This window comes from Brevundimonas sp. (assembly GCF_031082345.1).
Lineage (GTDB): Bacteria > Pseudomonadota > Alphaproteobacteria > Caulobacterales > Caulobacteraceae > Brevundimonas.
On the sequence record NZ_JAVHLH010000005.1, the window covers coordinates 825 to 27,642 of the forward strand.

A 26,818-nucleotide genomic window follows, 5' to 3' on the forward strand; every position below is an offset into this window, starting at 1 on the left:
CATGGAACGTCCCGTAGTCCAGCGCCTGGGTCAGGAAGGCCTGCACCACGTGATCGGCCAGGGCGTTGCGGTCCAGCCCGGGCTGGTCGACGGCGGCCGGATCGGTCATGGCCACGCCCGGGGCCCACTCCAGCGTCAGCACCCGCTTGCCGACCCCGTCCCAGACCACCGCCGGCGCGGTCATATGGCCGCCGTCCCGCTCGCGGGCCCGGTCCATGATGTCCTTCAGCTCGGACGCCGCCGCCGCCTCCAGCCGCATGTCCAGCTCCAGCTGCAGCGCCCGGGCGATGGTCTCGACGAAGGCCGAGGGCTCCAGCCGCCGCGCCGGGGCCACGAAGCGCACCGCCAGTCGCGCCGCCAGCCGCATCGAATCCAGCCCCTGGGCCACGCGCCGCTCGACTCCCGGCCGCAGCACCTTGACCGCCACCTTGCGCCCGTCGGCCAGCCACGCCGGATGCGCTTGGGCCAGCGACGCCGCCGCCACCGGCGGGCCGAAATCGGTGAACAGGCTCTCGACCGGCCGGCCCAGCGAGCGCTCGATCTCGCGCCGCGCCTGTTCGACCGGGAAGGGCTCCAGCGCGTCCTTCAGCCGGCCCAGATCGCGGGCGAACTCGACCCCGAAGATGTCGGCCCGCGTGGCCAGCACCTGGCCCAGCTTGATCGCCACCGGCCCCAGATGTTCGAACGCCTTGCCCAGCCTCTGCCCCGGCCGGCCGTCGCGGCCCTCCTTGCCGGCGAAGGCGTGCAGCAGATGCGCCAGCCAGCGCACCCACACCGGCAACAACGGCGTGATCTCGCGCGGCACGAGGGCGTCGTGCCGGACCAGCACCCAGCCCCAGCCGAGCAGGCGCACGAAGGCGTCCACCGGCCGCCGCACCGGCACGGTGGCGGGCGGCGGCGGCGGGGTCGCGGGATCGATCCGGCGGCTCAGATCGCCCACCCGTGATGGATCGCCGCCACGCCGCCCGACAGATTGGTCACCGTCACCCGACTGAAGCCGGCATCCTCGATCATGGCCTTGAAGGTCGCCTGATCCGGGAAGCGGCGGATGCTCTCGACGAGGTACTGGTAGCTGTCGCGGTCTCCCGCCACCCAGCCGCCAATCCTCGGAATGGCGTGGAACGACCAGGCGTCATAGGCCTTGCGCAGCGCCGAGGCCGTCGGGCGCGAGAACTCCAGGCACAGGAAGCGCCCGCCGGGCTTGAGCACCCGCCGCGCCTCCGCCAGCGCCTGCGGAATGTCGGCCACATTGCGGATGCCGAAGCTGATCGAATAGGCGTCGACCGAGGCGTCCGGCAGCGGCAGGGCCATGGCGTCGCCGACGCTCCACGACATCTCCGGCTCGCCGCCCTTGTGGACCCCGGCCATGATCATCTCGGCGTTGTAGTCCAGCACGATCACCGAGGCGTCGTCGCCCCCGCGCCGCTGCTGCGCCGCCCGCGCCATCCTGGCATAGCGCCGAGCCATGTCGCCGGTGCCGCCGGCCACGTCGAGGATGGTCTCGCCCGGCCGCGGGTTCAGCTTCGCCGCCGCCGCGTCCTTCCACAGCCGGTGCACGCCCGCGCTCATCAGGTCGTTCATCAGGTCGTAGTTCGAAGCCACGCTGTCGAACACGCCGCGCACCAGCTGGACCTTCTCCTTCGCGTCCACATCGCGGAAGCCGAAGGAGGAGGTCTTGCCGGAAGAGGCGTCGGAGGCGGCCGTATCGGTCATTGTGGCGGTCTAGCGCGTCCCCGCCGCCCCGTCATCCGTCCGCGTGGCCGCAGGATCGGCCCGGGGTGGCTCAGTGGGGCCCGCCGTTCGGCCGCGGCACGCCGAGATCCTTCATCACCCCGCGCATCAGGGCGTAACAGCCGCAGGCCGCGCCCTCCAGCGCCTTGCGGTCCAGCACCTCGACCCAGCCGCGTCCGCGCCGGATCAGCCCCCTGTCCTCGAGCGCGGAGCCGACCTCGGACACGGTGGCGCGGCGGACCCCGAGCATGCCCGCGATGTCCAGCTGGGTCAGGGCGAAACGATCGGCGTCGGCCCGGTCGTGGATGGTCAGCAGCCATCGCGCCAGCCGCTCGTCCAGCCGGTGCTGGGCGTTGCAGGCCGCCGCCTGCTGCACCTGGGCGAACAGGCTTTCGGTGAATTTCGACAGGGCCGTCCGCATCCCTTCGCTATGGCTGAGCGCCTCGGCGAACACCTCCGCCGGGCAGCAGGCAGACACGCCCTCGACCTGGGCGATGGCCCGGCTGGCGGCGCGCGCGTTCATCGGTCCGCAGGTGACGCCAACCAGGCCCTCCCGGCCGATGGCGGCGGTCTCGATCATCCGGTCGCCGTCGACCACGGTCATCAGCGAGATCACCCCGCTCATCGGGAACCAGACCTCATTCACGGCCTCGCCGGCGTCGTAGAGCATCTGGCCCTGGCTGAAGGGCTTGTCATGCAGGTGCGGCTCGATCCGCTTTCGGTCGGCGGGGTCGAGCGCGGCGATCCACAGATTGTCCATTTCCAGGGCTCCGCGTTCGAATGGCGACGCTCGTTAACGCCCAAGCTTCGAACTGCGTTCCTGAGATGGATTCGTCGTCTTGTGGCCCGGAGGCGCGCGCGATACGGCTCTGGGGCGGATCGCATACGGAACGAGGATGAGCGAAATGACCGAACGGCTCGACAGGGACGAGGTCCTGAAGGCCCTGCCGTCATGGCGGGCCCGTGAAGGCGACCGGCCGGCCATCGAGCGGAAGCTGGTCTTCCCCGATTTCAACGCCGCCTTCGGCTTCATGACCCGCGTCGCCTTGCTGGCCGACAAGGTCGACCACCATCCGGAATGGTTCAATGTCTACAACCGCGTCGAGGTCGTTCTGACTACGCACGACGCCGGCGGCGTAACCCGGCGCGACCTCGACATGGCCCGCTTCATCGACGAGGCCGCCGACGCCCTCGGAGCTAAGGCGTGAGCGGCCGCGTCGCCGGCAAGGCGGCCCTGATCACCGGCGCCGCCGGCGGCCTGGGCCAGGCCATGGCGTGGATGCTGGCGCGCGAGGGATCGAGGGTCGCGGTCACCGACATGAACCTCGACGGCGCGAAGGCGCTGGCCGACGCGATCAACGCCGAATGCCCGGGCATGGCTTTCGCCTTCGCCCACGACGTCACCGACGAAGGGCAGTGGATCTCGGTCATCGATCAGGCCGTCGCCGCCATGGGCGGGCTGTCGATCCTGATCAACAACGCCGGCATCGGCGGCGAACTGGTCTGGGCCGAGCAGGACACGCTGGAGAACTGGCGCCGCGTCCAGGCCGTCAACGTCGAGTCGATCATGCTCGGCTGCAAGCACGCCATGCCGCACCTGCGCGCCTCGGGCGCCGGCTCGATCATCAACATCAGCTCGGTCGCCGGCCTCGCCGCCGCGCCGGGCATGGGGGCCTACAACGCCACCAAGGCCGCCGTCTGGATGTACACCAAGACCGTCGCGCTGGAGGCGGCCAAGGGCGGCTGGAATGTGCGCTGCAACTCGGTCCACCCGGTCTTCATCAAGACGCCGATCCTCGACCCCTTCGTGGCCATGGCCGGCGGCGACGAGGGCGTGGCGCACGAGAAGCTCGCCCGCGGCATCCCCCTCAAGCGCATCGGCGAGCCCGACGACGTGGCGTATTGCGCTCTCTATCTCGCCTCGGACGAGAGTAAATTCGTCACCGGCGCCGAGTTCAAGATCGACGGCGGCATGCTCGCCCAGTAGGCGGCTCGCTCAGTCGATATCGGCGGGCAGGATCTGACTGCTGAGCAGGGTCTCCATCGCGTCCCAGCGGTTCGGACCCTGCCGCTCGACCCAGGCCTGGACCACGTCGCGGCCGAGGCCGTAGTTGATGATGTAGCTGCGGTAGGTTTCGATGAACCGCAGGCGCTGGGTCGCCTTGGCGCGGTCGGCGAGACTGTAGGTCATCAGCTGATCGATGGCGGCCTCGCGATCGATCCGGCCGGCCAGATAGGCGTCGGCGATGGTGTATTCGGCCCGCGCCAGGCGCCGCGTCAGGGCCTGCAGCTGCGCCTTCTTCTCCGCCGTCGACGGATCGAGGCCGGCCAGCGGGAACAGCACCTCGCGTTCGAAATCCACGCCTTCGTCGTCCGGGAAGGCCAGGTCGATGCCGTAGTTGGCGCTGCCCTCGGCCACGAACGACATCGGCGAAAACAGCGGATAGACGCTCATCTCGACCCAGCCGCGCTCGCGCACGAACGTCTGCTCCAGCAGGGCGTTGTAGACATGGTGGCCGGGATAGCCCTCGTGGCAGCCCAGATCGATCGCCCGCTCGGTGTAGATCGGAAAGTCGGCGTTGATCTCGATCTTCGACTGCGCATCGCCCTGGTAATAATTGTACCCGGACCACGGCTTGTCGCCGACGAAGGCGAGGGTGAAATTCTCGTTGGCGGGCAGAGCGATGTGCCGGGCCGTGCGGCGACGGCATTCGGCGATGGCGGCGTCCATGACGACCTGCAGGCGGTCCTTCGGGATGACGTAGTGGGATTTGAATTCCGTCACCCGGTCGGCCAGCGGTCCGGGTCCCGGCAGCAGGGCGTCGATCTCGGCCAGCACCGGATCGTAGGAGGCCAGCGGCCTCAGCTCCGGCCGAACGCCGAACAGGGCCTCGGCCTCGTCGGCGAAGCTCATCGTCTCGCCGGAAATCATGCGCAGCCGCGCGGCGGCCGCCGACACATGGGCCAGCAGATAGGCCTTTCGCTGGACCGCCGCCGGATCGGCGCGGTCCGTCGACACGGCGTTCAGCCGGCCGGTCAGGGTCGCGGCGCCCTGGATCAGTTGCGGCACGGCGCGCGGGTTGGCCTCGGCCGCGGCGGCCCATTCGGGCGGCCCGTAGTAGGCGTCGACATAGCCCTCCTCGTGCTCGCCGATCTCGAGGATCAGCGCCACATAGTCGCGGGCGATCAGATCGAGGCTGTCGCCGGACGCGTCTGGCGTCGTGGCCGGCGCCGTGGCGCAGGCCCCCAGCAGGCACAGCAGGCTGATCAGGATCGTGCGCATTCGGGACCTCCCATCGGTGAGCGGGCGCAGGCTAGGCGTTGCGGCGGCGCTCGCCAAGCCGCTGCGCATTCGGGATTGAGGGCGCGGCGGTCCTGCTGTAAGGCCCTTCGTCCCGGCTTTCGCCGCCAGACGCACCCGTAGCTCAGCTGGATAGAGTACTGCCCTCCGAAGGCAGGGGTCAGAGGTTCGAATCCTCTCGGGTGCGCCACCGCTTTTCCCTGATATTGCAGATGGTTATGTGCCCGAGTCGCGGCGGGCACAGGAAAGTCAATCGGGGCCGTTACAGCACATTTCCAGCACGGCGACGAAAGTCGGCCGACGCGAGGCGTTCGGCCGAGGCCCGATCCAAGCCGCCCTCAAACTCGAAAATGGCGGCCCGCTCGACCCACTCATACCAGGCCGCGACGTGTGCGCACGGCGTTCGCATCGTCCGACCCTTCTCCTGAGAGGTGGGAACTGTGGGGACTGTGGGGACGCCGCCGCCAACCCGCTGGCGAACAACGCAATTTCCCGTACCCACCTCCGGCGAGTCAGGTTCCCACCCGGCCGTCTGTGGGGACCGCGCCCCGGACCATCGCTGGCGAGCGTTCCGGATGGCCGCCGCGAGCGCCTCAGTCGTCAAGGTCCGCCTCGAGCAGCTCCGCCTTGATCCAGTAGAACCGCCTATTCTGGCCGCCTACCTTCTTCTGCTTTTTCAGATGCCGGCCGTCCCCGCGCTCGAGGAATCCAGCGTCACAGATGGTCTGAGCGGCGAACCGCAGATCGTAACCACGGAAGATCTCGGCCCAGCCATTTTCGTGCACGAGATAATAGGTGCTCGGCCCCGTGATGTGCCGCAGGCCCAGGGTCGACATGGCTCGCGCCTCGCCCGCCCGGTCGCTGACGGGCTCTTCCCAATCCAGGCCCTTCTCCTCGGCCAGGTTTCCAAACCGCGCCTGGTGTTGCTCGAGCGCGCCCCTCAGGGTCTTCAGCACGTCGCGTTCCTCGCGCGGCGCGGACCGGCCGAACGCGGCGGCCCAGCGGTTGAAGAGCGTCAGGGCCGCGTCGGAAGCCTCGCCTTCATCCCACGGGACGATGCCGAAGGCGGCGGCCATCTCGCCGGCGGCGGCGACCAGGGCGAAACGAAGGGCCGCGCGGTGCACCTGGCCATGGTCTTCCGGCTGCTTCGCCATCTCCATGAAGCCGCGCATGATGTCGGCCGCCATCGCCTTGGCGTCTGCCGCATCGGCGACGAAGCGCTCAACGAAGGCGGGCCCGGCGTGGCCGTAGTGGCGAGTGGTCGCCGCCTTCGTGGCGTCCGACAGCTGCGCCGCCCCTTCCAGGCCGTGCAGCGCCTCCCACACGCCCATGCCCTTGCCGCCGTCGGCCGCGATGTCCAGAAGGCGAAGCTCCTGACCCGCCATCGCCCGATCGCCGCGCCGGCTTGCCCGGATATGGTCGGCGAGCCCGATCTCGCCGGTGGACAGCATGATCGCCCGCCACTCCGAACGCTTGCGGAGCTGGCCGTCCGTTTTCGATCTCGCCTTGCCCTGACCGGTCGCCAAGGCATAGGCGGCCTGGCCGGCTTCCTCCGGGGCGACCAGCGCCAGCTCATCCAGGACCAGCAGTGTTTCGGAATGGCCGTAGGCGATCATCTCGAGGGCGTTCGCGGTGGCGCGCCAGGAGTGAGCCGCCCCCAGCGGCCCGCCGCCGCCCCAGATGGATCCGGCGGCCAGCCCCAGCGTCGTCTTTCCGCTCGAGGATCCGCCCCGGAAATGGAAGCCGCCGCCCTCGAGACCCAGGGGGCGGAGCAACGGCCCGGCGAAGCCGATCGACAAGGCCAGCAGCAACAGGCTGTTGCCGGTGGCGCGGGCCGCGATCAATTCCTGCCATTCGGCCAGGCTGCCGGCGGACTTGTAGTGGAGCGCCCCGGCATCGCCCGTGAACATCACCGGCTCCGATCCGGGCGGGCCGACCACCCGCGAGGGCAGGACGAAACGATCACCCGGCGCCCAGCCCGTCGCATTGACCAGGGTGAGCCGCCGGCCGCACTTCACCTCGGCCAGGAAAGCGGTGAAGCGGTCGGCGCGGCCCTTGGCGGGGTGGATGAACAGGCCCTCGCTCGCCAGCCGGGCGCGGATTGAACCGGGCTCCGAACACAACGCCCCGCGCGCGACGATCTCCGTCTTCTCCCGGCCATCGCGATCCTTGAACCGCACCACCACGGCCCAGCCGCCGCCGTCCGGATCCCGCGCCTCCCCGACGACCTCGAAGGCGTCGGACAGGTGGGTGTAGGTCTTCTGGCCATCCTTGCCCGGGTTCTCGCTCCACAGGCCGTTGCCGTCGAGCTTGTAGCCATAGGGCAGCTCGATCCCTCCGACGACGGCGGCGATCCGCGCCGCCTCGATTGCTGCAGTGACCTCGACCGCGCCGAATCCGGGCTGCCAGTCGTCGGCCAGATCCCATCCGTCCGCGACGAAGGCCGGGACCTCGACCACGGCGATGGTCGCGGCGCCGGCGGCGCTGGCGCGGCGCCTGACGTCTTCCGCCGCCTTCCGGCCGGGCCCGTCCGCATCGGGAAAAACGATCACGTCGCGCCCCTGCAACGGAGACCAATCGACCTTGGCCGTGGCCTTCGAACCGCCCGGCCAGGTGACGACCGCAAAGGCCGGGAAGCGCAGCTGAGCGGCGTCGGCTGTCTTCTCCCCCTCGACCACCATCACCGGCGCCCCGAGATCTCGCGCAAGCCGGTCCAGGCCATAGAGCGGCCGGGGATCCGAGAAGGCCTTCCAGTGCCAACGGAGACCGGACCCGTCCTGCCACAGGGTCAGGGGCAGGACTTCCTTGCCGTCCGGGGTGTCGAAGCGACAGGCGAAGCCGATCGGGTTGCCGGCGGTGTCGAGATAGGCCCAGCGCTGGGAGGGCGCGCCCTTTCGGCCGTGCTTTTCGGGCGGCGACGGCGCGTCCCGAGGGGCGACCAGGACGGTTGCGCCAGGTCCTGCCGGCGCTGTCATGCGACCGCCGTTCGCATCGCCGGATCCGGCCTGAGCCTCGGCCTTCACTCGCGAAAAGGGATCGTCACCAATCGCCACGGCCACGCCCTTCCACGGCTGACGCCGAGGGCCGGAGCCCCAGACGATCGAGAAGCATCGCAGCCATGGCGCGGGGCTTGGCGAAGCGGACGCCCTCGCCGCCATCGCACTCCTGAATGGCGATGACGCCCCAGCCGTCGCCATAGATCGCGGTACACAGCGCCTCGTGCTCAGCGGCCGAGAGATCGCCTTCGCCGGCCTCGAATAGTTCGACGGCCTCGACCTCGAGTCCGGCCAGCTGCGCCAGCCGGGCGGCGTCCCAATCCAGGAGCGCCCGGGCCGCCCTCGACTGCCGGGGCGAGAAATTCAGTCTGGGTCGCATCGGACGCCCTATGTGTATGGATTGACGCCCAGGCTCTCGGCCAGGCGGATGGCCGCTTCACGCTGGCCGAGGTTGGCGACGAAGGCGGCCAGGCTCACCAGGTCCCCGCCGCGATCGTCGCGGGCGAAGTCGCCCCACTTCCCGGTCACCAGATTGACCTTGAAACTGCCGAGGCGGCGGTCGGGCCGGCGAGGGTTGCGAGCGACCCACTCCGCGCCGTCGCGCCGGCCGTCCGGGAGCAAGCCCCGGACGACGGCGTCGGCGTTGCGAAGGGCGGCGGCATTGACCCGGCCGAAGTCGATACGGGCGGAACCGGTCACGCGGGCAGGTCCCTTCGGAAACACACGACCCGCTCGCCCTGCGCCACCAGGTAGATGATCCGCCGGAACGGCCGGATCTCGACCTCGGCCGACACACCGCGGCGCCCGCGCCTGTCAGGTTCGGTGAAGATGTGACGGCCATCGGGCAGGCTGGAGACTCGCCCGCCTCGCCGCCTGGTCGCCACTGCCTCGCCGGTCTCGACATAGGCCCACAGCTCCACCGGATCCTCGGCCACGGCCAGCGGGACGTTCGCTAGGCGTCGGCGCACGAGTCGATCTCCACGAGCTCCGTCCGAAGGCGCGGCTTCTCGCCTTCCGGCCGCAACGGCGGCAGCACGAGATCCGACAGGCGGGCGCTCCGGACGGCCTGCGTCCGCTCTCCGATGGTCAGTTTCTTCAACCGACGCAGCTCGACCTTGTTGCCGACGCCCCCGCGAGCGGAGCGCGACGGGAGGATGTGGTGGCTCTGGCCAGTGTCCCGGTCGCGACCGGTGACGATGATCTGATCAATCCGGTCCTCTGCAACGGGCCTCAACGTCCCTGCGTAGCACCACACGCTGACGATCTCTTCGGCCACGACGCCGCCGGGCGAGGCCAGAATGTCCCGCACCCGGTGCTCGATCGGCGCCATCTCATTGCGGCCGGTCGGCAGCGCCTTGTTCGCCAGCATCCGCTTGTGGTCGGCGGCGGCCACGGTCGCTTTCAGATCCTCGAACCGCGCGACCAACTCCGGGTACTCGGTCTCGAGGCGGGCGGCGGCGGCCAGGCACTCGGCTTCGGCGACGTCGGCGGCATAGGCGCGGGTGGCCTCAAGCAACCGCTCTTCGGCGGCGACCACGGCGGCCTCGGCATCGGGAATGACGGTCGCGTTGAAGCCGTCCAGGAGCGCCTTGGATCGGGTGAGCGCCGCCGATGCTGTCTCATAGGCTTCGGCGGCCCCGGGAAGATCGCCGGCCATCTGGACGCCGGCTGCCTTCAGCGCCGCTTCGGCGGCGTCGTGGTCGGCCTCCGCCTGTTGGTGGCGCTGGCGAAGGGAGGCCAGCTGATCCTTGGCCGTGGCGAGCGCGTCGGTCGCCGCCGGCACGTCGCTGCGCACGCCGTTCGCATCGGTGTCAGGTTGAGCGCGCCGGGTCACGCGGACGCTCCCTGATCCGAGGTCGAACGGCGCTTGTTCGACTCGACCCATGCGGCCAAGTCGGCCGGATCATAGGTGACCCTCGCGCCGGTCTTCACGAAGGCCGGGCCGCCGCCCTTGACCCTCAGGTTGTTGAGGTAGCCGACCGACAAGCCGAGACGCCGGGACGCCTCCGAGACGCTCAGCAGGGATTGATCGTGGGTATCCATATGGAAGCTCCGATATTTGACGAAGCGTCGCGCTTCGTGGTTCGGAGCCATCCACGTATCGTTGACCATGGGCACTAGCGCAGGCGCTCGCGACGGCGGCGGAGCGGCGGACAAAGCCAGCGCGGAAGGACCGGTCGCTAGCGTTTCGCTATTTGATGCCAGCGATCCAAGTTGCCGTGACGCCCTTGAGCATCGAGCGGATCACCGCCGCTGATGGCCGGGGAGAATCCAGCTTCCACCCGAACCCTACTTCCTCGGCCAAAAGCGTGAGCGTCCACTTGGTTTTACCGATCGGCAGGGGTCCGTCAGTCACCAGCTTCTCAGCCAGACCCGTGGCATGGGCGAGGTCCCGTGCTTTGTTCTCAGCCCTGATCTTCCTCGTTTCCCCGGCCCCCCTAGCCCGTGCGTCTCGGTCAGCAATGGCGCGGTTAGCAAGGTCAAAGATCGAATCGGGGCCGTCATGGATCTCGAACAAGGCCAGCCTCCGACCCATCTCGTACGCGCGCTCGCATGCGGAATCGACGCGGCCGGCAAGGGCCGGATCGATGGCCGTGAAGGCGACGATTTCCTCGGCATGGGCGAGGGCCAGGGTAAAAATGCCGTCGATCTCGGGCTGTTCGAAATATGGGCCGAGCGGTCTCCCGTCAGGGCCGAGGTCATACCGCGTGCCGATGATAGCCCGCCACTCAGTGTCCTGGTGCAGCACGCTGAGGTCCGCGATCTCTAAGTGATCACATAGGGCGGCGAGGAAGGTCTTCAGGTCCTTGACCGTAGAGCTAGGTGAGAGGGTCATTCGACCCTCCGGCGAGCAAACACCAGGACCGCGCCCGTCCGTTCCTCATCGGCGATGAGTTCGACGCCTTCGGCCTCAAACGCAGCGACGATCTTTGCGGCGTTCGAGTCCCTCACCGGCCGGCCGTTCTCAAATCGCGAAAGGGTCTCGTATGAGATGCCCGTCCGGGCCGCCAGATCCTGCAGGGACCAGCCCAGAAGTCCCCGGGCCGCCCTCGAGGCGTGGATGGTTATCATGTCGGTCCCCGTGTTACGGCCTAGCGTCATATATTTTGACGTACCGATTGACAAGCTCCTAAGCAGAACGTCATATATTTTGACGTTTAGGAGATTGCTCAATGACCACCGCCAACGAAACCCGCCGCCACGTCATGACCATGGCTTGGGGGCTCTACCGTGACGCCGCCTTCGCCGGTGATCGGCTCTACACCTTCGCCCAGGCCTTGGCCGGGGCGTGGCGCTTCATGAAGCGCCTGACGGCGACGAAGCCGGCCTTGCCCGCCTGGCGCAGCCCGGTCGCCAGAAGCCCGATCGCCCGCCGCTATGGTCGCGCCGCCTTCGTCGGCGGCCGGGCGAGCGCCGCCTACTTGACCGCTCGCGTGGGAGGCTGACCCGATGAACCCGACCTTTCCCCCGAAAGGCCCGACCACCGCTGAGGGTGGCCGTCCCGTTCCCGATGGAGATACCCCCATGGTCGCTCTCGCCTACGCCCCGACCTCTCCCGCGCCTGCAGGGGAGGTCGCGGAAACCGACCTCGCCCAGGCGGCGGCGCAGTTCATGGCCCTCCGGGCCGAGTCCGATCGGTTGATGGAGATCGAGCTTGACCTTCAGAGCCGCGCCGTCTCCGCCTGCCCCGGCGCCCGCGCGCCCACCGCGGATCTGGAAGCCCTGCATCGCCGCCTCGGCCTGCCCGAGGTCCAGGCCGCCTGGAAGCGAGCGATGTCGGCGCAGGAAGCCGTCGCCGCGCGGATCGAGCGCCTCGCCCCTACCAGCGTCCGGGATGCCGCCCTCAAGCATGGCGTACTCCTGGCCTCGCACCTGACAGAGGAAGGAGACGTCATGGATCCGGAGGCGTTCTTCCGCGCCGCGAAGCGCTTCCAGCGCGACCTCGAGCAGCTGGCCGGCACGCCCGGCGTCTGACCGCCGATCCTACGGCCATCGACCAAAGCCCGCCGGTTCCGCCGGCGGGCTTTCTTGTCGACATGCGGTCGCAGCTGGCGATGCGAACGCCGTGCGCACCTAGGCGGGCGAGCGCTACGCGAGCGAGGCCCTAGCCCCCACAGTCATTGACGATGTGCCGTTCCAGGGCGGCTTGCTCACCCTTGGCCTGCGCCAGCTCGCCCTCGACATTGGCGCCGAAAATCGAGCCGACCGGCAGGAGAAGCAGGACGACGCCCGCCGTGTCGGCAAGGGCGGCGTTGTTCTGCTTACGCGACAGGGCGTTGACCTGTTCCCGGATCATCACCAGCCGTTCCCGGGCGGTCGGGCACGGCATGTTGGAATAGTCAGTCGCCGCGATCGCGACGGGCGCAACGCCGCTGGCGCGGGTGGCGCAGCCCGAGACAGCGGCAGCCGCCAGCGCGACGGCCACGGCCGCCAGGATTGATCTCCTTCATTGATTTCCCTCCCACGCCTTCCCGGCGCATCGAACGCCGTTTGCACAAGCTGTCCGGGTGTCGATGGTCGAGACACCCGCCACCCGATCCGGGGGTGGAGAGGGCCACACTCGCGCGCGAAATTTGACCCTCTCTTGGAAGATTATGCCCCATTTCGCACCTTGGGCGGCCTCCCGCCAGATCCGTGCGAAAGCCAGCCGATCCGTGCTATGCTACTGTATTTCATTGATTTTTTCGGCCCCGCGCCCTGCCCGACCGTATACGTTTCGACCCCCCCGGAAGGACCCGAGCGCCCCCGCCGGCCGCCCTCGGCCCGTGGCCCAGGAGGTGAAACATTCCAATTTCCGGTCCGCCCGGGCAGTTCCCACCCGTCCCCACATCGCGCGAGCGGTGGGAACCGCCCCGACCCGGGAGAGAGAGAAGAGAAAACAGACAGATAGAGAGGCCGTCCCCACCGGTCCCCACAGTCCCCACCTGTCGCGGCTCGGCCCTGCGATCCGTGCGGCGCATGGATGACACCGGACTGGCGCAGGGCCGAGGCGCACGGATCGGAAATCGACGGCGCGGCCAAGGTCCATGGCTTCGCCCCCCACAGCGCGCGAGTGTGGCCTCCCCCCGCCCCCAAACGCGCGGGGATCAGTGCTGGCGGCGGAAGGGAACCACCTCGCCGACCGTGCCGGCCAGAGCCGCCGAAGCGCTCTCGGCCGTGCGGTCGGCGGCGGCCTGGACAGGATCGTCGGCCAGGTGTGCGTAACGCGCCGTCGTCTTCACGTCGCGATGGCCCAGCAGCTTCCCGATCAGAGGCAGGGACTGCCCGCCGCTGGCCGCAAGGCTGGCATAGGTGTGGCGCAGATCATGGATCCGGACGTCTTCCAGACCGGCCAGCTGGCGCGCCTTATTCCAGACCTTGGCCGTCCCGATGAAATGCTTCTTGGGTCGGCCCGTGGCCGGGAAGACGAAGGGGGAGCCCTTCTCCCGATCGACGCCCTCGAGCACGACCAGGGCGGGCGGGCCGAGGGGAATGACTTTCGCCCCGGTCTTGGAGTCTCCGAGGCGCAGGCATCCCCGGTCCATATCGACCTCGGACCAGCGGAGCGCTTCGATCTCGCCCCGCCGGGCGCCGGTCAGCACCAGGAGACGGATGATCGCCAGGGCCTTGCGGTTGGCGTCCAGATTGGCGAGGGCGCTCCCGAGGCGGCCCAGCTCGGCCGCGCTCAGGAAGCGTTGCGATTCCCCGTCCCTGAACCGCTTGACGCCCGTGACCGGGTTTGTGGTCAGGAGCTTTCGCTTCACCGCGAACGTGAAGATGCCGCCCAGCAGCCCGGCTGTCCGCGTCGCGGCGCCCCGACCCCCGCGCGCGACCGGATCGGTCCGCTTCCGCGTCTCGACCTTCCGGCCCTTGGCCTCGACCCGGGTCGGCTTCCGGTCAACCGCCGTCTTGCCGGCCGCCACGTCGCGAATGAACCGCTCAACGTCGGCGTCCGTCACGGCCGAGATCAGCTTCCGGCCCAGCAGGGGTTTGATATGGCGCTCAATGCGAACCCGGTCGGTCGCCAGGGTGCTGGCCTTCTTCGTTGCAACGCCCTCGGCCAGGTAGAGATTGCACAGCTCGGAAATTGTCAGCTCCTTCCGCGACGCCGACCGCGCGGCCTGAGGATCTCCACCATGCCGGACCGTCGCCAGGATCTTGGCGGCTTCCTCCCTCGCCTCATCCGGGGTCAGGACGCCATGGCGAGCGATGGTGAATTCCTGTTGGCTGACGGAACGCCCGCCGCCATTGGGCCGGTAGGCGACGATGTAGCTCTTCACCCCGCCAGGCGTGACCCTCACCCCGAACCCTTTCAGGTCCGTATCCCAGAGCCGATAGAGCCGCTCGCCCGGCTTCGCGCCGTCGACGGTCCGCTTCGTGATCCGTTCCACCCGCCGGCCGCTCGCCATGGCGGACCTCCATTCCAGCACCGTTACAGCACGGCAATGTGAATCACGGCGCTCGCCGCTTTTCACCACCTATCACCATAGTTCATTTTTACAATAAAACACAGTAGCTAAGGTGAAATGTAATGATCTGTGTGGAAGCCCTGATAAGCGAAACCCCTGCCCTCCGAAGGCAGGGGTCAGAGGTTCGAATCCTCTCGGGTGCGCCACTTCCTCTCCCTCACCGACGCAGACCCCTTGCCAAGCGCCCGGCGTAGCGCATCATGTCGGCGCTGATCTGGGGAGGTCACAATGAAAATCGCCGTTTGGCTTGGCGTCGTCGTGTTCGCACTGGGGGGACCGGCCGCGGCCGAGACATGGCAGGCGTTTTCGCGAAGCGCCAACAACGCCTTCATGGCCGACTCGGACAGCATCACAATCGAGGGCGGGATCACCTCGATCAAGGTCGCCACCGTGCCTCGGGCCGGCGAGTCCGGCGACCTGAGCCACTCGGTCGAGACCTTCCAGTTTCGTTGCGAGGCGGACGAGTGGCGCACCGCCGGCGTCGTCGAGTTCGGGCCGGACGGGAGCGAGGTCGGCCAGTTTCCGGAAGACGACGCCGAATGGGAGCCGCTGCGGCGGGACACCATGCCCAACTATCTGAAGGAAATCGCCTGCGACGGCGCGCGCGCGGTGCCGCCGCACTGGCCGTCGATCCAGGCCTTCATAGACGCCGGGCGGCCATAGACCCGGTCAGCACAACGGCGTCGAGGGTGCGATAGTCGCGGCGGGGCAGGGACGGGCTGGCCATGACAGGCACGGTCGCGGATGCGGGCGCCGGCGGGAATGCACCCGCAGACCGTGGGGAAAATCACCCACGCATTGCGCGGGCAGGAGGGGTTAAACGCGGCGCTCGGCTCGGGAGGGGCCGAAGGATGACGATGGCGCCTGATCCAGACCGCATCTATGAAGCAGCCGCTCTCGAACTGGCGGCGACGGCGAGCCGAGTCCTCGACTTCGGCGCCGGGCGCGGCCTCCACGGCATCGACTTGAGAACCCCCCACAACACCGTCGTCGGTTGCGACGTGGACTCCGCCGTGCTGGCCAACCCGCTCCTGCACCGCGCCGAGGTCGTCGCCCTTGGCGCGCCGCTCCCGTACGACGACGGCTCATTCGACCTGATCGTCTGCCGCTATGTGCTGGAGCACGTCGAATGCCCGGAAACGGTCTCGGCCGAACTGCGGCGCATTCTGGCGCCCGGCGGAACCATTCTCGCCATCACCCCGAACAAATACGGCTACGTCGCGGTGGCCGCGAGCATCGTTCCGAATCCGCTCCACGTCGCCGTGCTGAAGCTCGTTCAGCCGGGCAAGCTGGCGGAAGACACCTTTCCGACGCGCTACCGGATGAACACCCGCAGGGATCTGGAGCGCGCGTTCGGCGCCCTGTCCTACTTCCTGCGCGCCTCCGGGCCGTCGGCCTACCACTTCGGCATCGACGCCGTGGCCAAGGCGTTCAACCTCCTGCACCGCATCCTGCCGGAGCCGCTGCACACGCAGATCGTGTTCCGCTACACCCGGCCGGCGCAGTCATGAACGGGTACGCGGCAGCGAAGCGGGCGCTCGACCTGACAACGGCGCTGGCCGTGGCGCTCGCGCTCCTTCCCGCCCTCCTCATGATCGCGGCCCTGATCCGCTCCACCTCCGCCGGCCCCGCGATCTTCTGTCAGGCGCGCGTGGGGCGGCACGGTCGGCCGTTCTGTATGTTCAAATTCCGCACCATGAGGGTCGGGGCCGACAGCGGGGCGGGGCATGACGAAAGCCGGATCACGCCCGTGGGCCAGGGCCTGCGCCGATACCGTATCGACGAACTGCCGCAGGTGCTGAACATCATCCGCGGCGAGATGAGCTGGATCGGGCCGCGCCCCGAGGCCAGGCCCTTTCCGCCCTCTATGCCGCCAGCCTGCCGGGCTATCACGACCGCCACGTCGTCCTGCCGGGCGTTACCGGCTGGGCCCAGGTCAATCAGGGGCACGTCACCGGCGTCGATCAGGCGGCGCTCAAGCTGGCTCTGGACCGCTACTATCTGGCCCGTCTGTCCCCGTGGCTGGACCTGCTCATCGTGGCGAAGACGGTCCCGGTCCTGCTGTCCGGCGCCGGCAGGTAGTCGCCACGGCCCTCTGGCGGTGATGTGGCGCACGGCGCCGGACGCCGGGCGTCCATAGACCCGGTCAGGCGTCGACGGCGGCGTCCAGGGCGTTGGCCTGGATGAACTCGCGGCGGGGCTCGACCACGTCGCCCATCAGTTTGGCGAAAAGGTCCGAGGCGTCCTCCTGGTGCTCGACCGACACCTTCAGCAGGGTGCGGGCGTTGGCGTCCAGCGTGGTCTCCCACAGCTGCTCGGGGTTCATCTCGCCCAGACCCTTGTAGCGCTGGATGGCGATGCCCTTCTTGCCGGCCTCCAGAACCGCCTCCAGCAGGTCCAGCGGACCTCGGATGGTCACGGTCTTGTCCTTGCGCCGGTAGACGGCCGGCTTGTCGAACAGGCCTTCGAAGGCGGCCGAACGCTCGGCCAGGCGGCGGGCGTCCAGCGACCGGATCAGGGCCTCTTCCAGCACGATGCGCTCGGTGACGGCGCGGCGAACGCGCTCGAACACCACGGCCCCCTGGGCGCCCGGCGAACCGGTCCAGTCGCCGTCGCCTTCCTCGGCGTAGAGGTTCAGGCGGGCGGCCGCCTTCGACGGATCAGCGGCGTCCTCGTCGAACAGGCCCGCGAGCGCCGCCTGCTCAACCGCGAAGGCCGGCGCGCGCTGCGACAGACGATCGACCCCGGCCTTGAAGGCCTTGGCCTCGCGCACCAGCGCCTGCAGGTCCAGGCCGGTGCGGCGCTCGCCGTTCGGCAGGTCCAGCTCCGCTTCGGCGGAGCCTTCCTCGATCAGGTAGGAGTCCATCTCCGCCTGGTCCTTCAGGTAGCGCGACTGCTTGCCCTTGGAGACTTTGTAGAGCGGCGGCTGGGCGATGTAGACATGACCGCGCTCGATCAGCTCGGGCATCTGCCGGTAGAAGAAGGTCAGCAGCAGGGTCCGGATGTGGGCGCCGTCGACGTCGGCGTCGGCCATCAGAATGATCTTGTGGTAGCGCAGCTTGTCGGCGTTGAAGTCGTCCCGGCCGATGCCGGTGCCCAGCGCCAGGATCAGCGTGCCGATCAGGTCGGACGACAGCATGCGATCGAAGCGGGCCCGCTCGACATTGAGGATCTTGCCCCGCAGCGGCAGCACGGCCTGGTTCTCGCGATTGCGGGCCTGTTTGGCCGAGCCGCCGGCGGAGTCGCCCTCGACGATGAACAGTTCGGACTTGGCCGGATCGCGTTCCTGACAGTCGGCCAGCTTGCCGGGCAGGGAGCTGATCTCCATCGCCGTCTTGCGCCGGGTCAGGTCGCGGGCCTTGCGGGCGGCCTCGCGGGCGGCGGCGGCCTCGACGATCTTGGCCACCACCATCCTGGCCTCGACCGGGTGTTCCTCGAACCAGGTCGACAGGCCTTCCGAGCACAGGCCCTCGACGGCCGGACGAACCTCGGACGAGACCAGCTTGTCCTTGGTCTGGGAGCTGAATTTCGGATCGGGCACCTTGACCGACAGGACGCAGGTCAGGCCCTCGCGGGCGTCCTCGCCCGAGACCGAGACCTTCTCCTTCTTGGCCGCGCCGGCGGCGTCGATATAGCTGCCCATGACCCGCGTCAGGCTGGCGCGGAAGGCCGACAGGTGGGTGCCCCCATCCCGCTGGGGGATGTTGTTGGTGAAGCACAGCATGGTCTCGTGGTAGCTGTCGTTCCACCACAGGGCGAGGTCGATCTCGATCCCCTCCTTCTTGCCGCGGATGACGATGACGTCCTTGAGGATCGGCGTCTTGGACTTGTCCAGGTGGCGCACGAAGGCCTCGACCCCGCCCTCATAGTGCAGGACCTCCTCGAACGGCTCGGCCCCGCGATCGTCGCGCAGTTTGATGACCACGCCCGAGTTCAGGAAGGCCAGCTCGCGCAGGCGATGCTCCAGCGTCTTCAGGTCGAAGTCGATGTGCGAGAAGGTGGTGACCGAGGGGTAGAAGGTCAGCTCGGTGCCGGACAGGACCTTGCCGTTGTCGCGCATCGGGGCGTCGCCGGTGACCTTCAGGCTCTCGACCGTGTCGCCGCGCTCGAACCGCATCTCGTGGCGCTTGCCGTTGCGGTAGATGACCAGGTTCAGCCAGTCGGACAGGGCGTTGACGACGGAGACGCCGACGCCGTGCAGGCCGCCCGAGACCTTGTAGGAATTCTGGTCGAACTTACCGCCGGCGTGCAGCTGGGTCATGATGACCTCGGCCGCCGAGACGCCCTCGCCCTCGTGGATGTCGGTGGGGATGCCGCGACCGTTGTCGGTGACGGTGACCGAGCCGTCGGCGTTGAGGATGACCTGCACCAGGTCGGCGTGGCCGGCGAGGGCCTCGTCGATGGCGTTGTCGACCACCTCATAGACCATGTGGTGCAGGCCCGAGCCGTCGTCGGTGTCGCCGATATACATGCCGGGCCGTTTGCGGACCGCGTCCAGGCCCTTGAGGACCTTGATGGAATCGGCGCCGTAGGCGGCCTCTTCGGCGGTGTCGACGTTGCGCGCGGTCGGGGTCTGGTCGGTCATATATTCGGTCGGATCATCGCCCGGTTCGGGCCGGAAAGGGCGGCGCTGGGGCCGCCCGGAATCATCAGTTTCCGGGCCACGAATCTGATCCGCGCCGGAACCGACAAGATATAGGATTTTCGGGGAGAATTGCGAGCGAAACCGACGCTGTCCCGGGGCCGGGAAGCGGTGTCGACGAACCCGGTCCGGCCGGGGTCCGCGGCGGCTTCGATAGCCGCCGCGGCCAGACGTCAGGCCAGCGAGCCGTCGATGTCCTTGCAGGCCTGGATCAGGCCCTGGACCGACTCGACCGACTTCTTGAACATGGCCTTCTCGTCGTCGTTGGTGGTGAACTCGATCACCTTCTCGACGCCGCCGGCGCCGATCAGGGCCGGGACGCCGACGTAGAGATCCTTGAGGCCGTATTCGCCCGACAGCCAGACGGCGCAGGGCAGGACGCGCTTCTGGTCCAGCAGGTAGGAGCGGGCCATGGCGATGGCGCTCTCGGCCGGGGCGTAGAAGGCCGAGCCGGTCTTGAGCAGGGCGACGATCTCGCCGCCGCCCTTGCGGGTGCGATCGACGATGGCGTCCAGCTCGGCCTGCGACAGGAAGCCGGCCTTGACCGCGTCGGGCAGGGGCAGGCCGCCGACGGTCGAGTGGCGCACCATCGGCACCATGTCGTCGCCGTGGCCGCCCAGCGTCCAGGCGTTGATGTCCTGAATGGACACCCCGGTCTTCTCGGCGAGGAAATAGGCGAAACGGGCCGAGTCGAGCACGCCGGCCATGCCGACGACCTTCTCCTTCGGCAGTCCCGAGAATTTCTGCAGGGCCCAGACCATGGCGTCGAGCGGGTTGGTGATGCAGATGACGAAGGCGTTGGGGGCGTGCGCCTTGATGCCCTCGCCGACGGCCTTCATGACCTTGAGGTTGATGCCGATCAGGTCGTCGCGGCTCATGCCCGGCTTGCGCGGCACGCCGGCGGTGACGATGCAGACGTCGGCGCCGGCGATGTCGGCGTAGTTGTTGGCGCCCTTCAGGGCCACGTCGGTCCCGATCACGGCGGTGGCCTCGGCGATGTCCAGCGCCTTGCCCTGGGGCGTGCCCTCGGCGATGTCGAACAGGATGATGTCGCCCAGCGCTTCGCGCGCGGCCACGTGGGCCAGGGTGCCGCCGATCATGCCGGCGCCGATGAGGGCGATCTTCGCGCGAGCCATAGGTGTCGTCTCCGGGAGGAAGGTGTGCGATGCGATATCGCTGTCGGGCGGGGGTCTAGACCCCCGCGCGCGGGCCTGCAACCGTGACGCCGCGTAACGGAGGCCCCAGGAACCGCCATGGCCAGCCTGCCTGAAATCGTCGCCCCCAAAGACACCCCGTCCGACCTGATCACCGTCGTGGACGAGACGACGGTGCGCGCCGAGGTCGAGGCCTGGCGGGCGCGGGTGCTGAAACGGCCCGGCCTGTGGGACAAGGCGACGCGGGGGACCCAGGACCGCATAAACCGCATCATCCCGGAGAAGGTCCACGCCATCGTCACCTCGGGCGTCGAGGCGATGACGAAGGGAATCCTGTTCGGCTCGGACCTGATCCAGACCCGGCCCCGGGCTGATGGATCGCTGGCGGCGCGGGAGTTGCGGGCCAGGGCCATGATCAGGACCTATCGCAACACGGCGAGCGTCGAGGGCGGGGTCACGGGGGCCGGCGGCTTCATGCTGGCGGCGGCCGACTTTCCGGCCCTGATGGCGATCAAGGTGCGGATGATGGGCGACGTGGTCGGCGCCTATGGCTGGGGCGGCGATACGGTGAGGGAGCGGCTGTTTCTGCTGCACATCTTCCACCTCGCCTTCGCCAGCGCCCGGCGCCGACCCGAGGCCCTGGCGGAACTGGAGCGCTGGATCGCCGGGGTCGACCAGCCGGAGGCGATCACCGAATACGACTGGCGGCGGTTCCAGATCGAGTACCGGGACTATATCGACCTGGCCAAGCTGGCCCAGCTGATCCCGGTGGTCGGCGCGCCGATCGGGGCCGTGGTCAACTGGCGGCTGGTCGAACGGCTCGGCGAGACGACGATGATGGCCTGCCGCATGCGGTGGTTCGCCGAAACGGATGGCCCGCCGCGGCAGGGACCCCGATAACTTTCATTGTTCCCGACGACAAAGTTTATTGATTTTCCTTCGGTCTGACTCGGGCATAGGCTGCCGCAAACAGAACACCCGGGAGGATATCATGGACGGAAACGCCGGCGGCCCTTCGCCCCTCAACGATCCGAAGAAGGAAAAGGCCGCGCTGCGGTCCCTGCTCGGGCGAACCAACCGCGACTGGTGGCCCAACTCGCTCGCCATCGACATCCTCCATCAGCACGGCCGGACCGGCGATCCGATGGGCGACGGCTTCAACTACGCCGAGGCGTTCAAGAAGCTGGACTACGCCGCGGTCAAGCGCGACCTGCACGCCCTGATGACCGACAGCCAGCCGTGGTGGCCGGCGGACTATGGCCACTACGGACCCTTCTTCATCCGCATGGCCTGGCACTCGGCCGGCACCTATCGCACCGGCGACGGGCGCGGCGGCGCCAATTCAGGCCAGCAGCGGTTCGCGCCGCTGAACAGCTGGCCGGACAACGGCAACCTCGACAAGGCGCGCCGCCTGCTGTGGCCGATCAAGCAGAAATACGGGGCCAACCTGTCGTGGGCCGACCTGATGATCCTGGCCGGCAATGTCGCCATCGAGAGCATGGGCGGGCCGGTGTTCGGCTTCGGCGGCGGGCGCGCGGACGTGTGGGAGCCCGAGAAGGACGTCTACTGGGGCACCGAGGAGAAATGGGTCGGCGAGGAGGGCAACGAGACCCGCATCCAGCCTGACAAGGAGATGGCGCTGGAGAGCCCCTTGGCGGCGATCCAGATGGGTCTGATCTATGTGAACCCCGAAGGCCCCGGCGGCGTGCCGGACGCGCTGCAGTCGGCGCGCGACATCCGCGAGACCTTCGCCCGCATGGGGATGAACGACGAGGAGACGGTGGCCCTGACCGCGGGCGGCCACACCTTCGGCAAGGCCCACGGCGCCGGCGACGCCAAGCTGGTCGGGGTCAGCCCGGAAGGCGCCGACATCGCCCAGCAAGGCCTGGGCTGGATCTCCGGTCATGGAAGCGGGATCGGCGACGACACCATCACCTCGGGGATCGAGGGGGCCTGGACGCCCACGCCGACCACCTGGGACATGGACTATTTCGACATGTTGCTGGACCATGAGTACGAGCTGGTCCGAAGCCCCGCCGGGGCCAAGCAGTGGCAGCCCGTGGGCAACCCGCCGGAGACCCTCGCCCCCGCCGCCCACACGCCGGGCAAGCGCGTGCCGACGATGATGACCACCGCCGACATGGCGATGAAGATCGACCCGGAATACCGCAAGGTGATGGAGAAATTCCGCGCTGACCCGGCCTATTTCGGCGACGCCTTCGCCCGCGCCTGGTTCAAGTTGTGCCACCGCGACATGGGGCCCAAGGCTCGCTACCTCGGGCCGGAAGTGCCGCAGGAAGACTTGATCTGGCAGGACCCGATCCCGGCGCATCAGGGACCGCGGCTCGCCGCCGCAGACATCCGGGCGCTGAAGGACCGGATCAGCTCGGCGGGTTTGTCGACCGCGGAACTGGTCCGGACCGCTTGGGCCGCCGCGGCCACCTATCGCGGCTCGGACCATCGCGGCGGCGCCAACGGCGGCCGCCTGCGGCTGGAGCCGCAGCGCAGCTGGGACGTCAACGAGCCGGCCAAGCTGTCGAAGGTCCTCCAAGCCTATGAGCGGATCAAGGCCGACTCGGGCCTGAACGTCTCGATCGCCGACCTGATCGTGCTGGGCGGCGGCGTCGGCATCGAGCAGGCGGCGAAGGCGGCCGGCCATGCGGTCGAGGTCCCCTTCACCCCGGGCCGCACCGACGCCGGCCCGGAGCAGACCGACGTCGAGGGCTTCGCGGTGCTGGAGCCCAAGGCGGACGGCTTCCGCAACTATCTGGGCGTTCGCTACAACGTCCCGACCGAGGAGCTGCTGATCGACCGGGCCCAGCTGCTGGGCCTGACCGCGCCGCAGATGGCGGTGCTGGTCGCCGGGCTGCGCGTGCTCGGGATCAACCACGGCGACTCGAAACACGGGGTCTTCACCGACCGACCGGGTCAGCTGACCAACGACTTCTTCGTCAATCTGCTGGACATGCGGACCGCCTGGAAACAGGTCGACGACAGCGGCGACGAGACCTTCGTCGGCACCGACCGCATCAGCGGCGAAAAGCGCTGGACCGCCACCCGCACCGATCTGGTGTTCGGCTCCAACTCACAGCTGCGGGCGCTGTCAGAAGTCTACGCCTCGGCCGATGCGGGCGAGAAATTCGTCCGTGACTTCGTGGCGGCCTGGACCCAGGTCATGAACGCCGACCGGTTCGACGTGACCCTGGACGAAGAGTTCGGCGCCGCGAACGTCTAGGCCTGCTTCCCCCTTCGCGGCCCCCGGGTCGCGAAGGGACGACGCATAGGAGTCGTGGATAGCGATGGCTTTCGGCATAGAGACGACCTATGTCGGCCGGATGCTCCCCACGCTCCGACAGCTCCAGTACCTCAAGCTCCTCGCGGAACACGCCTCGTTCAGCCGCGCGGCCGAGGCGGCCCACGTCAGCCAGCCCGCCCTGTCGGCGGGCGTGCAGGAACTGGAGAAGATTCTGGGCGCGCCGGTGGTCGAGCGGACGCGCGGCAATGTCCAGCTGACCGCGGTCGGCGCCGAGGCGGTCAAGCGGGCGGAGGACGTGCTGGCCCGCACCGAGGACTTGGTCGAGGCGGCCAAGAATGCGGGCAAGCCCCTGTCCGGGCGGTTTCGGCTCGGCGTGATCCCGACGGTGGCGCCCTTCCTCCTGCCGGCCAAACTGCCGTCGCTGAAAACGGCCTATCCCGCGCTGCGCCTGTTCATTCGCGAGGACCTGACGCCTCGGCTGGTGGCGGCGCTGAAGGCGGGCCAGCTGGACGCCGCCGTGATCGCCCTGCCCTACTCGGCCCAGGGCATCGATCACGCCCGCATCGGCGACGACGAGATTCTGGCGGCGGCCCCTGTCGGCCACGTCCTGGCGGGCGCAGGCCCGATCCCGCCGGGGTCGCTGAAGGCCGAGGACCTGATCCTGCTCGAGGACGGACACTGCCTGCGCGACCAGGCCCTGGCCGCCTTCGACATCGACCCGCCGAAGGGCGAGGACGTGTTCGCCGCCACCTCGCTGCATACCCTCGTCCAGATGGTGTCGTCGGGTCTCGGCGTCAGCTTCCTGCCGGAGATGGCGGTGCGAGCGGGTCTGGCCGACATGCCCGGCGTGGTCGTGCGCCACATCTCGGCCAGGGCCCCGCGCCGCGAGATCGTCGTCGCCTGGCGCACTGGCTCCAGCCGCGCGGCCGAGGCGAAACTGCTGGCCGAGGCGCTGCGGATCGACTGAACGTCGCATTACGACTCCGTAAGGTGCGCCGGATTTTCGCCCTGATAGGGTCGCCTCGCCCGTCCGTGCGGGCGTCCGGAGCCCTCCCCCATGAAGTCCCGCCTGATCCTGACCGTCGCCGTCTCGGCCCTCCTGGCTGGCGTTCCGTCCTTCGCCGTCGCCGATGCGCCGCGCGCGGAAACCGCCGCCGCGCAGGCCCTGACCTGCCTCCCCGCGCCCGCCGCGGCCCCGGTTGCGACCGGCGAGGTCCCGCCGTTGGGATTCCGCGAGTGCGTGCTGCCGAACGGACTGAAGGTCTACACCCTGAGGGACGCCTCGACCTCGAACGTCACCGTCCAGGTCTGGTACCGCGTCGGCTCCAAGGACGATCCGGCCGGGCGGTCCGGCTTCGCCCACCTGTTCGAACACCTGATGTTCAAATCGACCGAGAACATGCCGACCGAGACCTTCGACCGGCTCACCGAGGATGTCGGCGGCTTCAACAACGCCTCCACCTGGGACGACTTCACCAACTACTATGAGGTGGTGCCGGCGAACCACCTGGAGCGGCTGCTGTTCGCCGAGGCCGACCGCATGGGCTCTCTGGTGGTCGACGCCGATGTCTTCGCCTCGGAGCGGGACGTGGTGAAGGAGGAATACCGCCAGAGCTATCTGGCCAATCCCTACAACCGCTTCTTCGGCCTGTTCGCGCCCCAGACGATCTATCAGAACCACCCCTACCGCCGCCCCGGCATCGGCTCGATCGAGGAGCTGAACGCGGCCACCATCGACGATGTCCGCCGGTTCCACGCGACCTACTACCGGCCCGACAACGCCGTGCTGATCGTGGCCGGCAATTTCGACCAGGCGAAGCTGGACGGCTGGATCGCGCAGTATTTCGCCGGCCTGACCAATCCGGCCGCCCCGCTTCCCGCCAACAACGTGGTCGAGCCCGAGCCGACCGGCCCCCGCGAGGCGACCTTCTACGGCGCCAATGTGCCGCTGCCGGCGGTGATGCTGGCCTGGCCCACCGTGCCCTACGGCGATCCGGACCGCGCCGCCCTGACGGTGCTGGACGGCATCCTGTCCACCGGCGAGAGCAGCCGTCTGTACCGCTCGCTGGTCTACGAACAGCAGATCGCGGCCCAGGCCAGCTCCAGCCCCGATTTCGCAAACCAGGCCGGCAACCTGACCGCCTACGCCATCATGGCCGACGGCAAGACGCCGGAGGAGGGCGTCGCCGCGCTGCGCGCCGAAGTGGCCCGCTTCCGCGACGAGCCGGTCACCGAGGCCGAACTGGCCGAGGCCAGGAACGAGCTGGTCGCCGATCTGCTGCGCGGACGCGAGGGCGTCGACGACCGGGCCAATGCGCTCGGCTTCGCCCTGATGTGGGACGGCGAGGCCGCCGCCGCCGACCGCGAGGTCGCCGCCCTCAAGGCGGTCACCGCCGCGGACGTGCAGCGGGTGGCCCGGCGCTATCTGTCGGAACAGCGCATGATCACCATGCGCTATCTGCCCGCCGACGAGGCGCATCCGCCGACCGAGCCGAACAAGAACGTCGACGCTCCGGTCAAGGTGGCCGATCTGGCGCCGGTGGGCGAGCCGACCGTTCTGCTGCCCGAGGGCGAGCGCGCCGCCATTCCGGCTCCGGGACCCGAGGTTTCCCCCGCGACGCCCGCCGTCGCCGACTTCCGCCTCGCCAACGGGCTGCGGGTGCTGGTGGCGCCGACCGAGGGCGTGCCGCTGGTGTCGGCCCGGCTCAGCTTCGACGCCGGCACGCGCGACGACGGCGCGCTTCCCGGCCTGGCGACCATGACCGCCGGCCTGCTGACCCAAGGCACCGCCACCCGCACCGCGCCGGAGATCGCCGCCGAGATCGAGGGCCTGGGCGCCAGTGTCGGCGCCGGGGCCGGCGTGGACTTCACCAACATCTACGCCAATGCGCCCGCCGACGTCTTCCCGCAGACCCTGGCCCTGATGGCCGACGTGGTCCGCAATCCGGCCTTCGCCGCCGACGAACTGGAGCGCCAGCAGTCGCAGACGCTGGACGGCCTGCGCGTGGCCCTGAGCCAGCCGGGCCAGATCGCCTCGCAATCCGTCGGTCGGGTGATCTACGGCGACGCGCCCTACGGCGCGCCAAGCTCGGGCACGGTGACCTCGGTGCCGCGGCTGACCCGCGAGGACGTGGTGAATTTCCACCGCGCCCGTTTCGCGCCGGACGGCGCCACCCTGGTCTTCTCGGGCGCGATCACGCCGGAACACGCCCGCGCCCTGGCGGAACAGGCGTTCGGCGACTGGCGCGGCGACGGCGCGGTTGCGAGCCGCGTGGCCGATCCGTCCGGC

At 69.0% G+C, this 26,818-nt stretch carries 27 protein-coding genes, 1 tRNA gene and 1 pseudogene; 13 read left to right on the forward strand and 16 right to left on the reverse strand.

Annotation, left to right across the window (positions count from 1 at the left end):
- The 3 genes from RDU12_RS00690 to RDU12_RS00700 form a co-directional block, all read right to left on the reverse strand.
- Positions 1–940, reverse strand: a 940-nt coding sequence (locus RDU12_RS00690) for an AarF/UbiB family protein (protein WP_308683957.1), incomplete at its 3' end; no start/stop codon positions are given.
- Entirely contained in the window at positions 928–1,713 is a 786-nt protein-coding gene (locus RDU12_RS00695; RefSeq protein ID WP_300289213.1) for a class I SAM-dependent methyltransferase, read from the reverse strand. The genes RDU12_RS00690 and RDU12_RS00695, both read right to left, overlap by 13 nt.
- A gap of 70 nt (positions 1,714–1,783) precedes the next feature.
- Complete coding sequence (locus RDU12_RS00700) at positions 1,784–2,491, reverse strand: Crp/Fnr family transcriptional regulator (RefSeq protein WP_300289214.1); 708 nt, start codon at positions 2,489–2,491, stop codon at positions 1,784–1,786.
- 136 nt (positions 2,492–2,627) lie between these two features.
- On the opposite strand from RDU12_RS00700, the gene RDU12_RS00705 reads away from it, so the two are divergent.
- Together RDU12_RS00705 and RDU12_RS00710 are read left to right on the forward strand one after the other, a co-directional pair.
- Positions 2,628–2,939, forward strand: coding sequence for a 4a-hydroxytetrahydrobiopterin dehydratase (locus tag RDU12_RS00705; protein ID WP_300289215.1), 312 nt, complete (start codon positions 2,628–2,630; stop codon positions 2,937–2,939).
- The gene (locus RDU12_RS00710) at positions 2,936–3,718 is read left to right on the forward strand and encodes an SDR family oxidoreductase (protein ID WP_300289216.1); all 783 of its coding nucleotides are present in this window, start codon (positions 2,936–2,938) and stop codon (positions 3,716–3,718) included. The genes RDU12_RS00705 and RDU12_RS00710 overlap by 4 nt, the downstream gene beginning before the upstream one ends.
- Before the next feature lie 9 nt (positions 3,719–3,727).
- On the opposite strand, the gene RDU12_RS00715 is transcribed toward RDU12_RS00710, so the two are convergent.
- A complete protein-coding gene (locus RDU12_RS00715) occupies positions 3,728–5,014 on the reverse strand; it encodes a hypothetical protein (RefSeq protein ID WP_300289217.1) in 1,287 nt (428 codons plus the stop codon).
- A 131-nt stretch (positions 5,015–5,145) separates the two neighbouring features.
- Between RDU12_RS00715 and RDU12_RS00720 the strand changes: the two genes are divergently transcribed.
- Positions 5,146–5,222 (forward strand) — tRNA-Arg (locus RDU12_RS00720).
- Positions 5,223–5,625: 403 nt separating this feature from the next.
- On the opposite strand, the gene RDU12_RS00725 is transcribed toward RDU12_RS00720, so the two are convergent.
- From RDU12_RS00725 to RDU12_RS00760, 8 genes are all read right to left on the reverse strand, one after another.
- On the reverse strand, positions 5,626–8,007 hold the full coding sequence (locus tag RDU12_RS00725; RefSeq protein WP_300289218.1) for a DUF927 domain-containing protein: 2,382 nt from the start codon (positions 8,005–8,007) through the stop codon (positions 5,626–5,628).
- Between the two features lie 64 nt (positions 8,008–8,071).
- Positions 8,072–8,407, reverse strand: coding sequence for a hypothetical protein (locus tag RDU12_RS00730; protein WP_300289219.1), 336 nt, complete (start codon positions 8,405–8,407; stop codon positions 8,072–8,074).
- A gap of 8 nt (positions 8,408–8,415) precedes the next feature.
- Complete coding sequence (locus RDU12_RS00735) at positions 8,416–8,727, reverse strand: hypothetical protein (protein ID WP_300289220.1); 312 nt, start codon at positions 8,725–8,727, stop codon at positions 8,416–8,418.
- Positions 8,724–8,996 carry a hypothetical protein gene (locus RDU12_RS00740; protein ID WP_300289221.1) on the reverse strand — a complete coding sequence of 91 codons (273 nt, stop codon included), beginning with the start codon at positions 8,994–8,996 and terminating at the stop codon, positions 8,724–8,726. The genes RDU12_RS00735 and RDU12_RS00740 overlap by 4 nt, the downstream gene beginning before the upstream one ends.
- Positions 8,981–9,862: a hypothetical protein gene (locus RDU12_RS00745; protein WP_300289222.1), complete on the reverse strand. Its 882-nt coding sequence runs from the start codon at positions 9,860–9,862 to the stop codon at positions 8,981–8,983. The genes RDU12_RS00740 and RDU12_RS00745 overlap by 16 nt, the downstream gene beginning before the upstream one ends.
- Positions 9,859–10,071 (reverse strand): AlpA family transcriptional regulator, encoded by a 213-nt coding sequence (locus tag RDU12_RS00750; protein ID WP_300289223.1) that lies wholly within the window; start codon positions 10,069–10,071, stop codon positions 9,859–9,861. The genes RDU12_RS00745 and RDU12_RS00750 overlap by 4 nt, the downstream gene beginning before the upstream one ends.
- Positions 10,072–10,219: 148 nt before the next feature.
- Entirely contained in the window at positions 10,220–10,864 is a 645-nt protein-coding gene (locus RDU12_RS00755; protein ID WP_300289224.1) for a hypothetical protein, read from the reverse strand.
- The gene (locus RDU12_RS00760) at positions 10,861–11,202 is read right to left on the reverse strand and encodes a helix-turn-helix domain-containing protein (protein ID WP_300289225.1); all 342 of its coding nucleotides are present in this window, start codon (positions 11,200–11,202) and stop codon (positions 10,861–10,863) included. Before RDU12_RS00760 ends, RDU12_RS00755 begins: the two co-directional genes overlap by 4 nt.
- Between RDU12_RS00760 and RDU12_RS00765 the strand changes: the two genes are divergently transcribed.
- Positions 11,202–11,474, forward strand: a complete 273-nt coding sequence (locus RDU12_RS00765; protein ID WP_300289227.1) for a hypothetical protein — start codon at positions 11,202–11,204, stop codon at positions 11,472–11,474. The two genes, RDU12_RS00760 and RDU12_RS00765, sit on opposite strands and share 1 nt — an antisense overlap.
- Before the next feature lie 79 nt (positions 11,475–11,553).
- Positions 11,554–12,003: a hypothetical protein gene (locus tag RDU12_RS00770; protein WP_300289228.1), complete on the forward strand. Its 450-nt coding sequence runs from the start codon at positions 11,554–11,556 to the stop codon at positions 12,001–12,003.
- Between the two features lie 130 nt (positions 12,004–12,133).
- Here RDU12_RS00770 and RDU12_RS00775 read toward each other — a convergent pair whose 3' ends face one another.
- Positions 12,134–12,454: a hypothetical protein gene (locus RDU12_RS00775; protein ID WP_300289229.1), complete on the reverse strand. Its 321-nt coding sequence runs from the start codon at positions 12,452–12,454 to the stop codon at positions 12,134–12,136.
- 661 nt (positions 12,455–13,115) lie between these two features.
- Positions 13,116–14,417 (reverse strand): site-specific integrase, encoded by a 1,302-nt coding sequence (locus RDU12_RS00780; protein WP_300289230.1) that lies wholly within the window; start codon positions 14,415–14,417, stop codon positions 13,116–13,118.
- A 288-nt stretch (positions 14,418–14,705) separates the two neighbouring features.
- Here RDU12_RS00780 and RDU12_RS00785 point away from each other — a divergent pair, with 288 nt between their 5' ends.
- From RDU12_RS00785 to RDU12_RS15850, 4 genes and pseudogenes are all read left to right on the forward strand, one after another.
- Positions 14,706–15,140 (forward strand): surface-adhesin E family protein, encoded by a 435-nt coding sequence (locus RDU12_RS00785; RefSeq protein ID WP_300289231.1) that lies wholly within the window; start codon positions 14,706–14,708, stop codon positions 15,138–15,140.
- 194 nt (positions 15,141–15,334) lie between these two features.
- A complete protein-coding gene (locus RDU12_RS00790) occupies positions 15,335–15,988 on the forward strand; it encodes a class I SAM-dependent methyltransferase (RefSeq protein ID WP_300289233.1) in 654 nt (217 codons plus the stop codon).
- A pseudogene (locus tag RDU12_RS15845) lies at positions 15,985–16,317 on the forward strand (sugar transferase); the annotation flags it as partial. The gene RDU12_RS00790 and the pseudogene RDU12_RS15845, both read left to right, overlap by 4 nt.
- 38 nt (positions 16,318–16,355) lie before the next feature.
- Positions 16,356–16,559, forward strand: coding sequence for a sugar transferase (locus RDU12_RS15850; protein ID WP_374990173.1), 204 nt, complete (start codon positions 16,356–16,358; stop codon positions 16,557–16,559).
- A gap of 64 nt (positions 16,560–16,623) precedes the next feature.
- On the opposite strand, the gene gyrB is transcribed toward RDU12_RS15850, so the two are convergent.
- Positions 16,624–19,062 carry a DNA topoisomerase (ATP-hydrolyzing) subunit B gene (gene gyrB, locus RDU12_RS00795; protein ID WP_300289235.1) on the reverse strand — a complete coding sequence of 813 codons (2,439 nt, stop codon included), beginning with the start codon at positions 19,060–19,062 and terminating at the stop codon, positions 16,624–16,626.
- Between the two features lie 230 nt (positions 19,063–19,292).
- Entirely contained in the window at positions 19,293–20,255 is a 963-nt protein-coding gene (gene mdh / locus RDU12_RS00800; protein ID WP_300289236.1) for a malate dehydrogenase, read from the reverse strand.
- A 117-nt stretch (positions 20,256–20,372) separates the two neighbouring features.
- Here mdh and RDU12_RS00805 point away from each other — a divergent pair, with 117 nt between their 5' ends.
- The 4 genes from RDU12_RS00805 to RDU12_RS00820 all read left to right on the forward strand — a co-directional run.
- Positions 20,373–21,173 (forward strand): EcsC family protein, encoded by an 801-nt coding sequence (locus tag RDU12_RS00805; protein WP_300289237.1) that lies wholly within the window; start codon positions 20,373–20,375, stop codon positions 21,171–21,173.
- 91 nt (positions 21,174–21,264) lie between these two features.
- Positions 21,265–23,508 (forward strand): catalase/peroxidase HPI, encoded by a 2,244-nt coding sequence (gene katG, locus RDU12_RS00810; protein WP_300289238.1) that lies wholly within the window; start codon positions 21,265–21,267, stop codon positions 23,506–23,508.
- A 100-nt stretch (positions 23,509–23,608) separates the two neighbouring features.
- Complete coding sequence (locus RDU12_RS00815) at positions 23,609–24,496, forward strand: hydrogen peroxide-inducible genes activator (protein ID WP_300289240.1); 888 nt, start codon at positions 23,609–23,611, stop codon at positions 24,494–24,496.
- A gap of 90 nt (positions 24,497–24,586) precedes the next feature.
- A partial coding sequence (locus tag RDU12_RS00820) for a pitrilysin family protein (protein ID WP_308683958.1) occupies positions 24,587–26,818 on the forward strand: 2,232 nt, incomplete at its 3' end.

Coding starts and splice junctions, on each gene's coding strand:
- RDU12_RS00695 (WP_300289213.1), bottom strand. CDS start 1,713: ATGACCGATACGGCCGCCTCCGACGCCTCTTCCGGCAAGACCTCCTCC.
- RDU12_RS00700 (WP_300289214.1), bottom strand. CDS start 2,491: ATGGACAATCTGTGGATCGCCGCGCTCGACCCCGCCGACCGAAAGCGG.
- RDU12_RS00705 (WP_300289215.1), top strand. CDS start 2,628: ATGAGCGAAATGACCGAACGGCTCGACAGGGACGAGGTCCTGAAGGCC.
- RDU12_RS00715 (WP_300289217.1), bottom strand. CDS start 5,014: ATGCGCACGATCCTGATCAGCCTGCTGTGCCTGCTGGGGGCCTGCGCC.
- RDU12_RS00725 (WP_300289218.1), bottom strand. CDS start 8,007: ATGACAGCGCCGGCAGGACCTGGCGCAACCGTCCTGGTCGCCCCTCGG.
- RDU12_RS00730 (WP_300289219.1), bottom strand. CDS start 8,407: ATGCGACCCAGACTGAATTTCTCGCCCCGGCAGTCGAGGGCGGCCCGG.
- RDU12_RS00750 (WP_300289223.1), bottom strand. CDS start 10,071: ATGGATACCCACGATCAATCCCTGCTGAGCGTCTCGGAGGCGTCCCGG.
- RDU12_RS00755 (WP_300289224.1), bottom strand. CDS start 10,864: ATGACCCTCTCACCTAGCTCTACGGTCAAGGACCTGAAGACCTTCCTC.
- RDU12_RS00765 (WP_300289227.1), top strand. CDS start 11,202: ATGACCACCGCCAACGAAACCCGCCGCCACGTCATGACCATGGCTTGG.
- RDU12_RS00770 (WP_300289228.1), top strand. CDS start 11,554: ATGGTCGCTCTCGCCTACGCCCCGACCTCTCCCGCGCCTGCAGGGGAG.
- RDU12_RS00780 (WP_300289230.1), bottom strand. CDS start 14,417: ATGGCGAGCGGCCGGCGGGTGGAACGGATCACGAAGCGGACCGTCGAC.
- RDU12_RS00785 (WP_300289231.1), top strand. CDS start 14,706: ATGAAAATCGCCGTTTGGCTTGGCGTCGTCGTGTTCGCACTGGGGGGA.
- RDU12_RS00790 (WP_300289233.1), top strand. CDS start 15,335: ATGGCGCCTGATCCAGACCGCATCTATGAAGCAGCCGCTCTCGAACTG.
- gyrB (WP_300289235.1), bottom strand. CDS start 19,062: ATGACCGACCAGACCCCGACCGCGCGCAACGTCGACACCGCCGAAGAG.
- mdh (WP_300289236.1), bottom strand. CDS start 20,255: ATGGCTCGCGCGAAGATCGCCCTCATCGGCGCCGGCATGATCGGCGGC.
- RDU12_RS00805 (WP_300289237.1), top strand. CDS start 20,373: ATGGCCAGCCTGCCTGAAATCGTCGCCCCCAAAGACACCCCGTCCGAC.
- katG (WP_300289238.1), top strand. CDS start 21,265: ATGGACGGAAACGCCGGCGGCCCTTCGCCCCTCAACGATCCGAAGAAG.
- RDU12_RS00815 (WP_300289240.1), top strand. CDS start 23,609: ATGCTCCCCACGCTCCGACAGCTCCAGTACCTCAAGCTCCTCGCGGAA.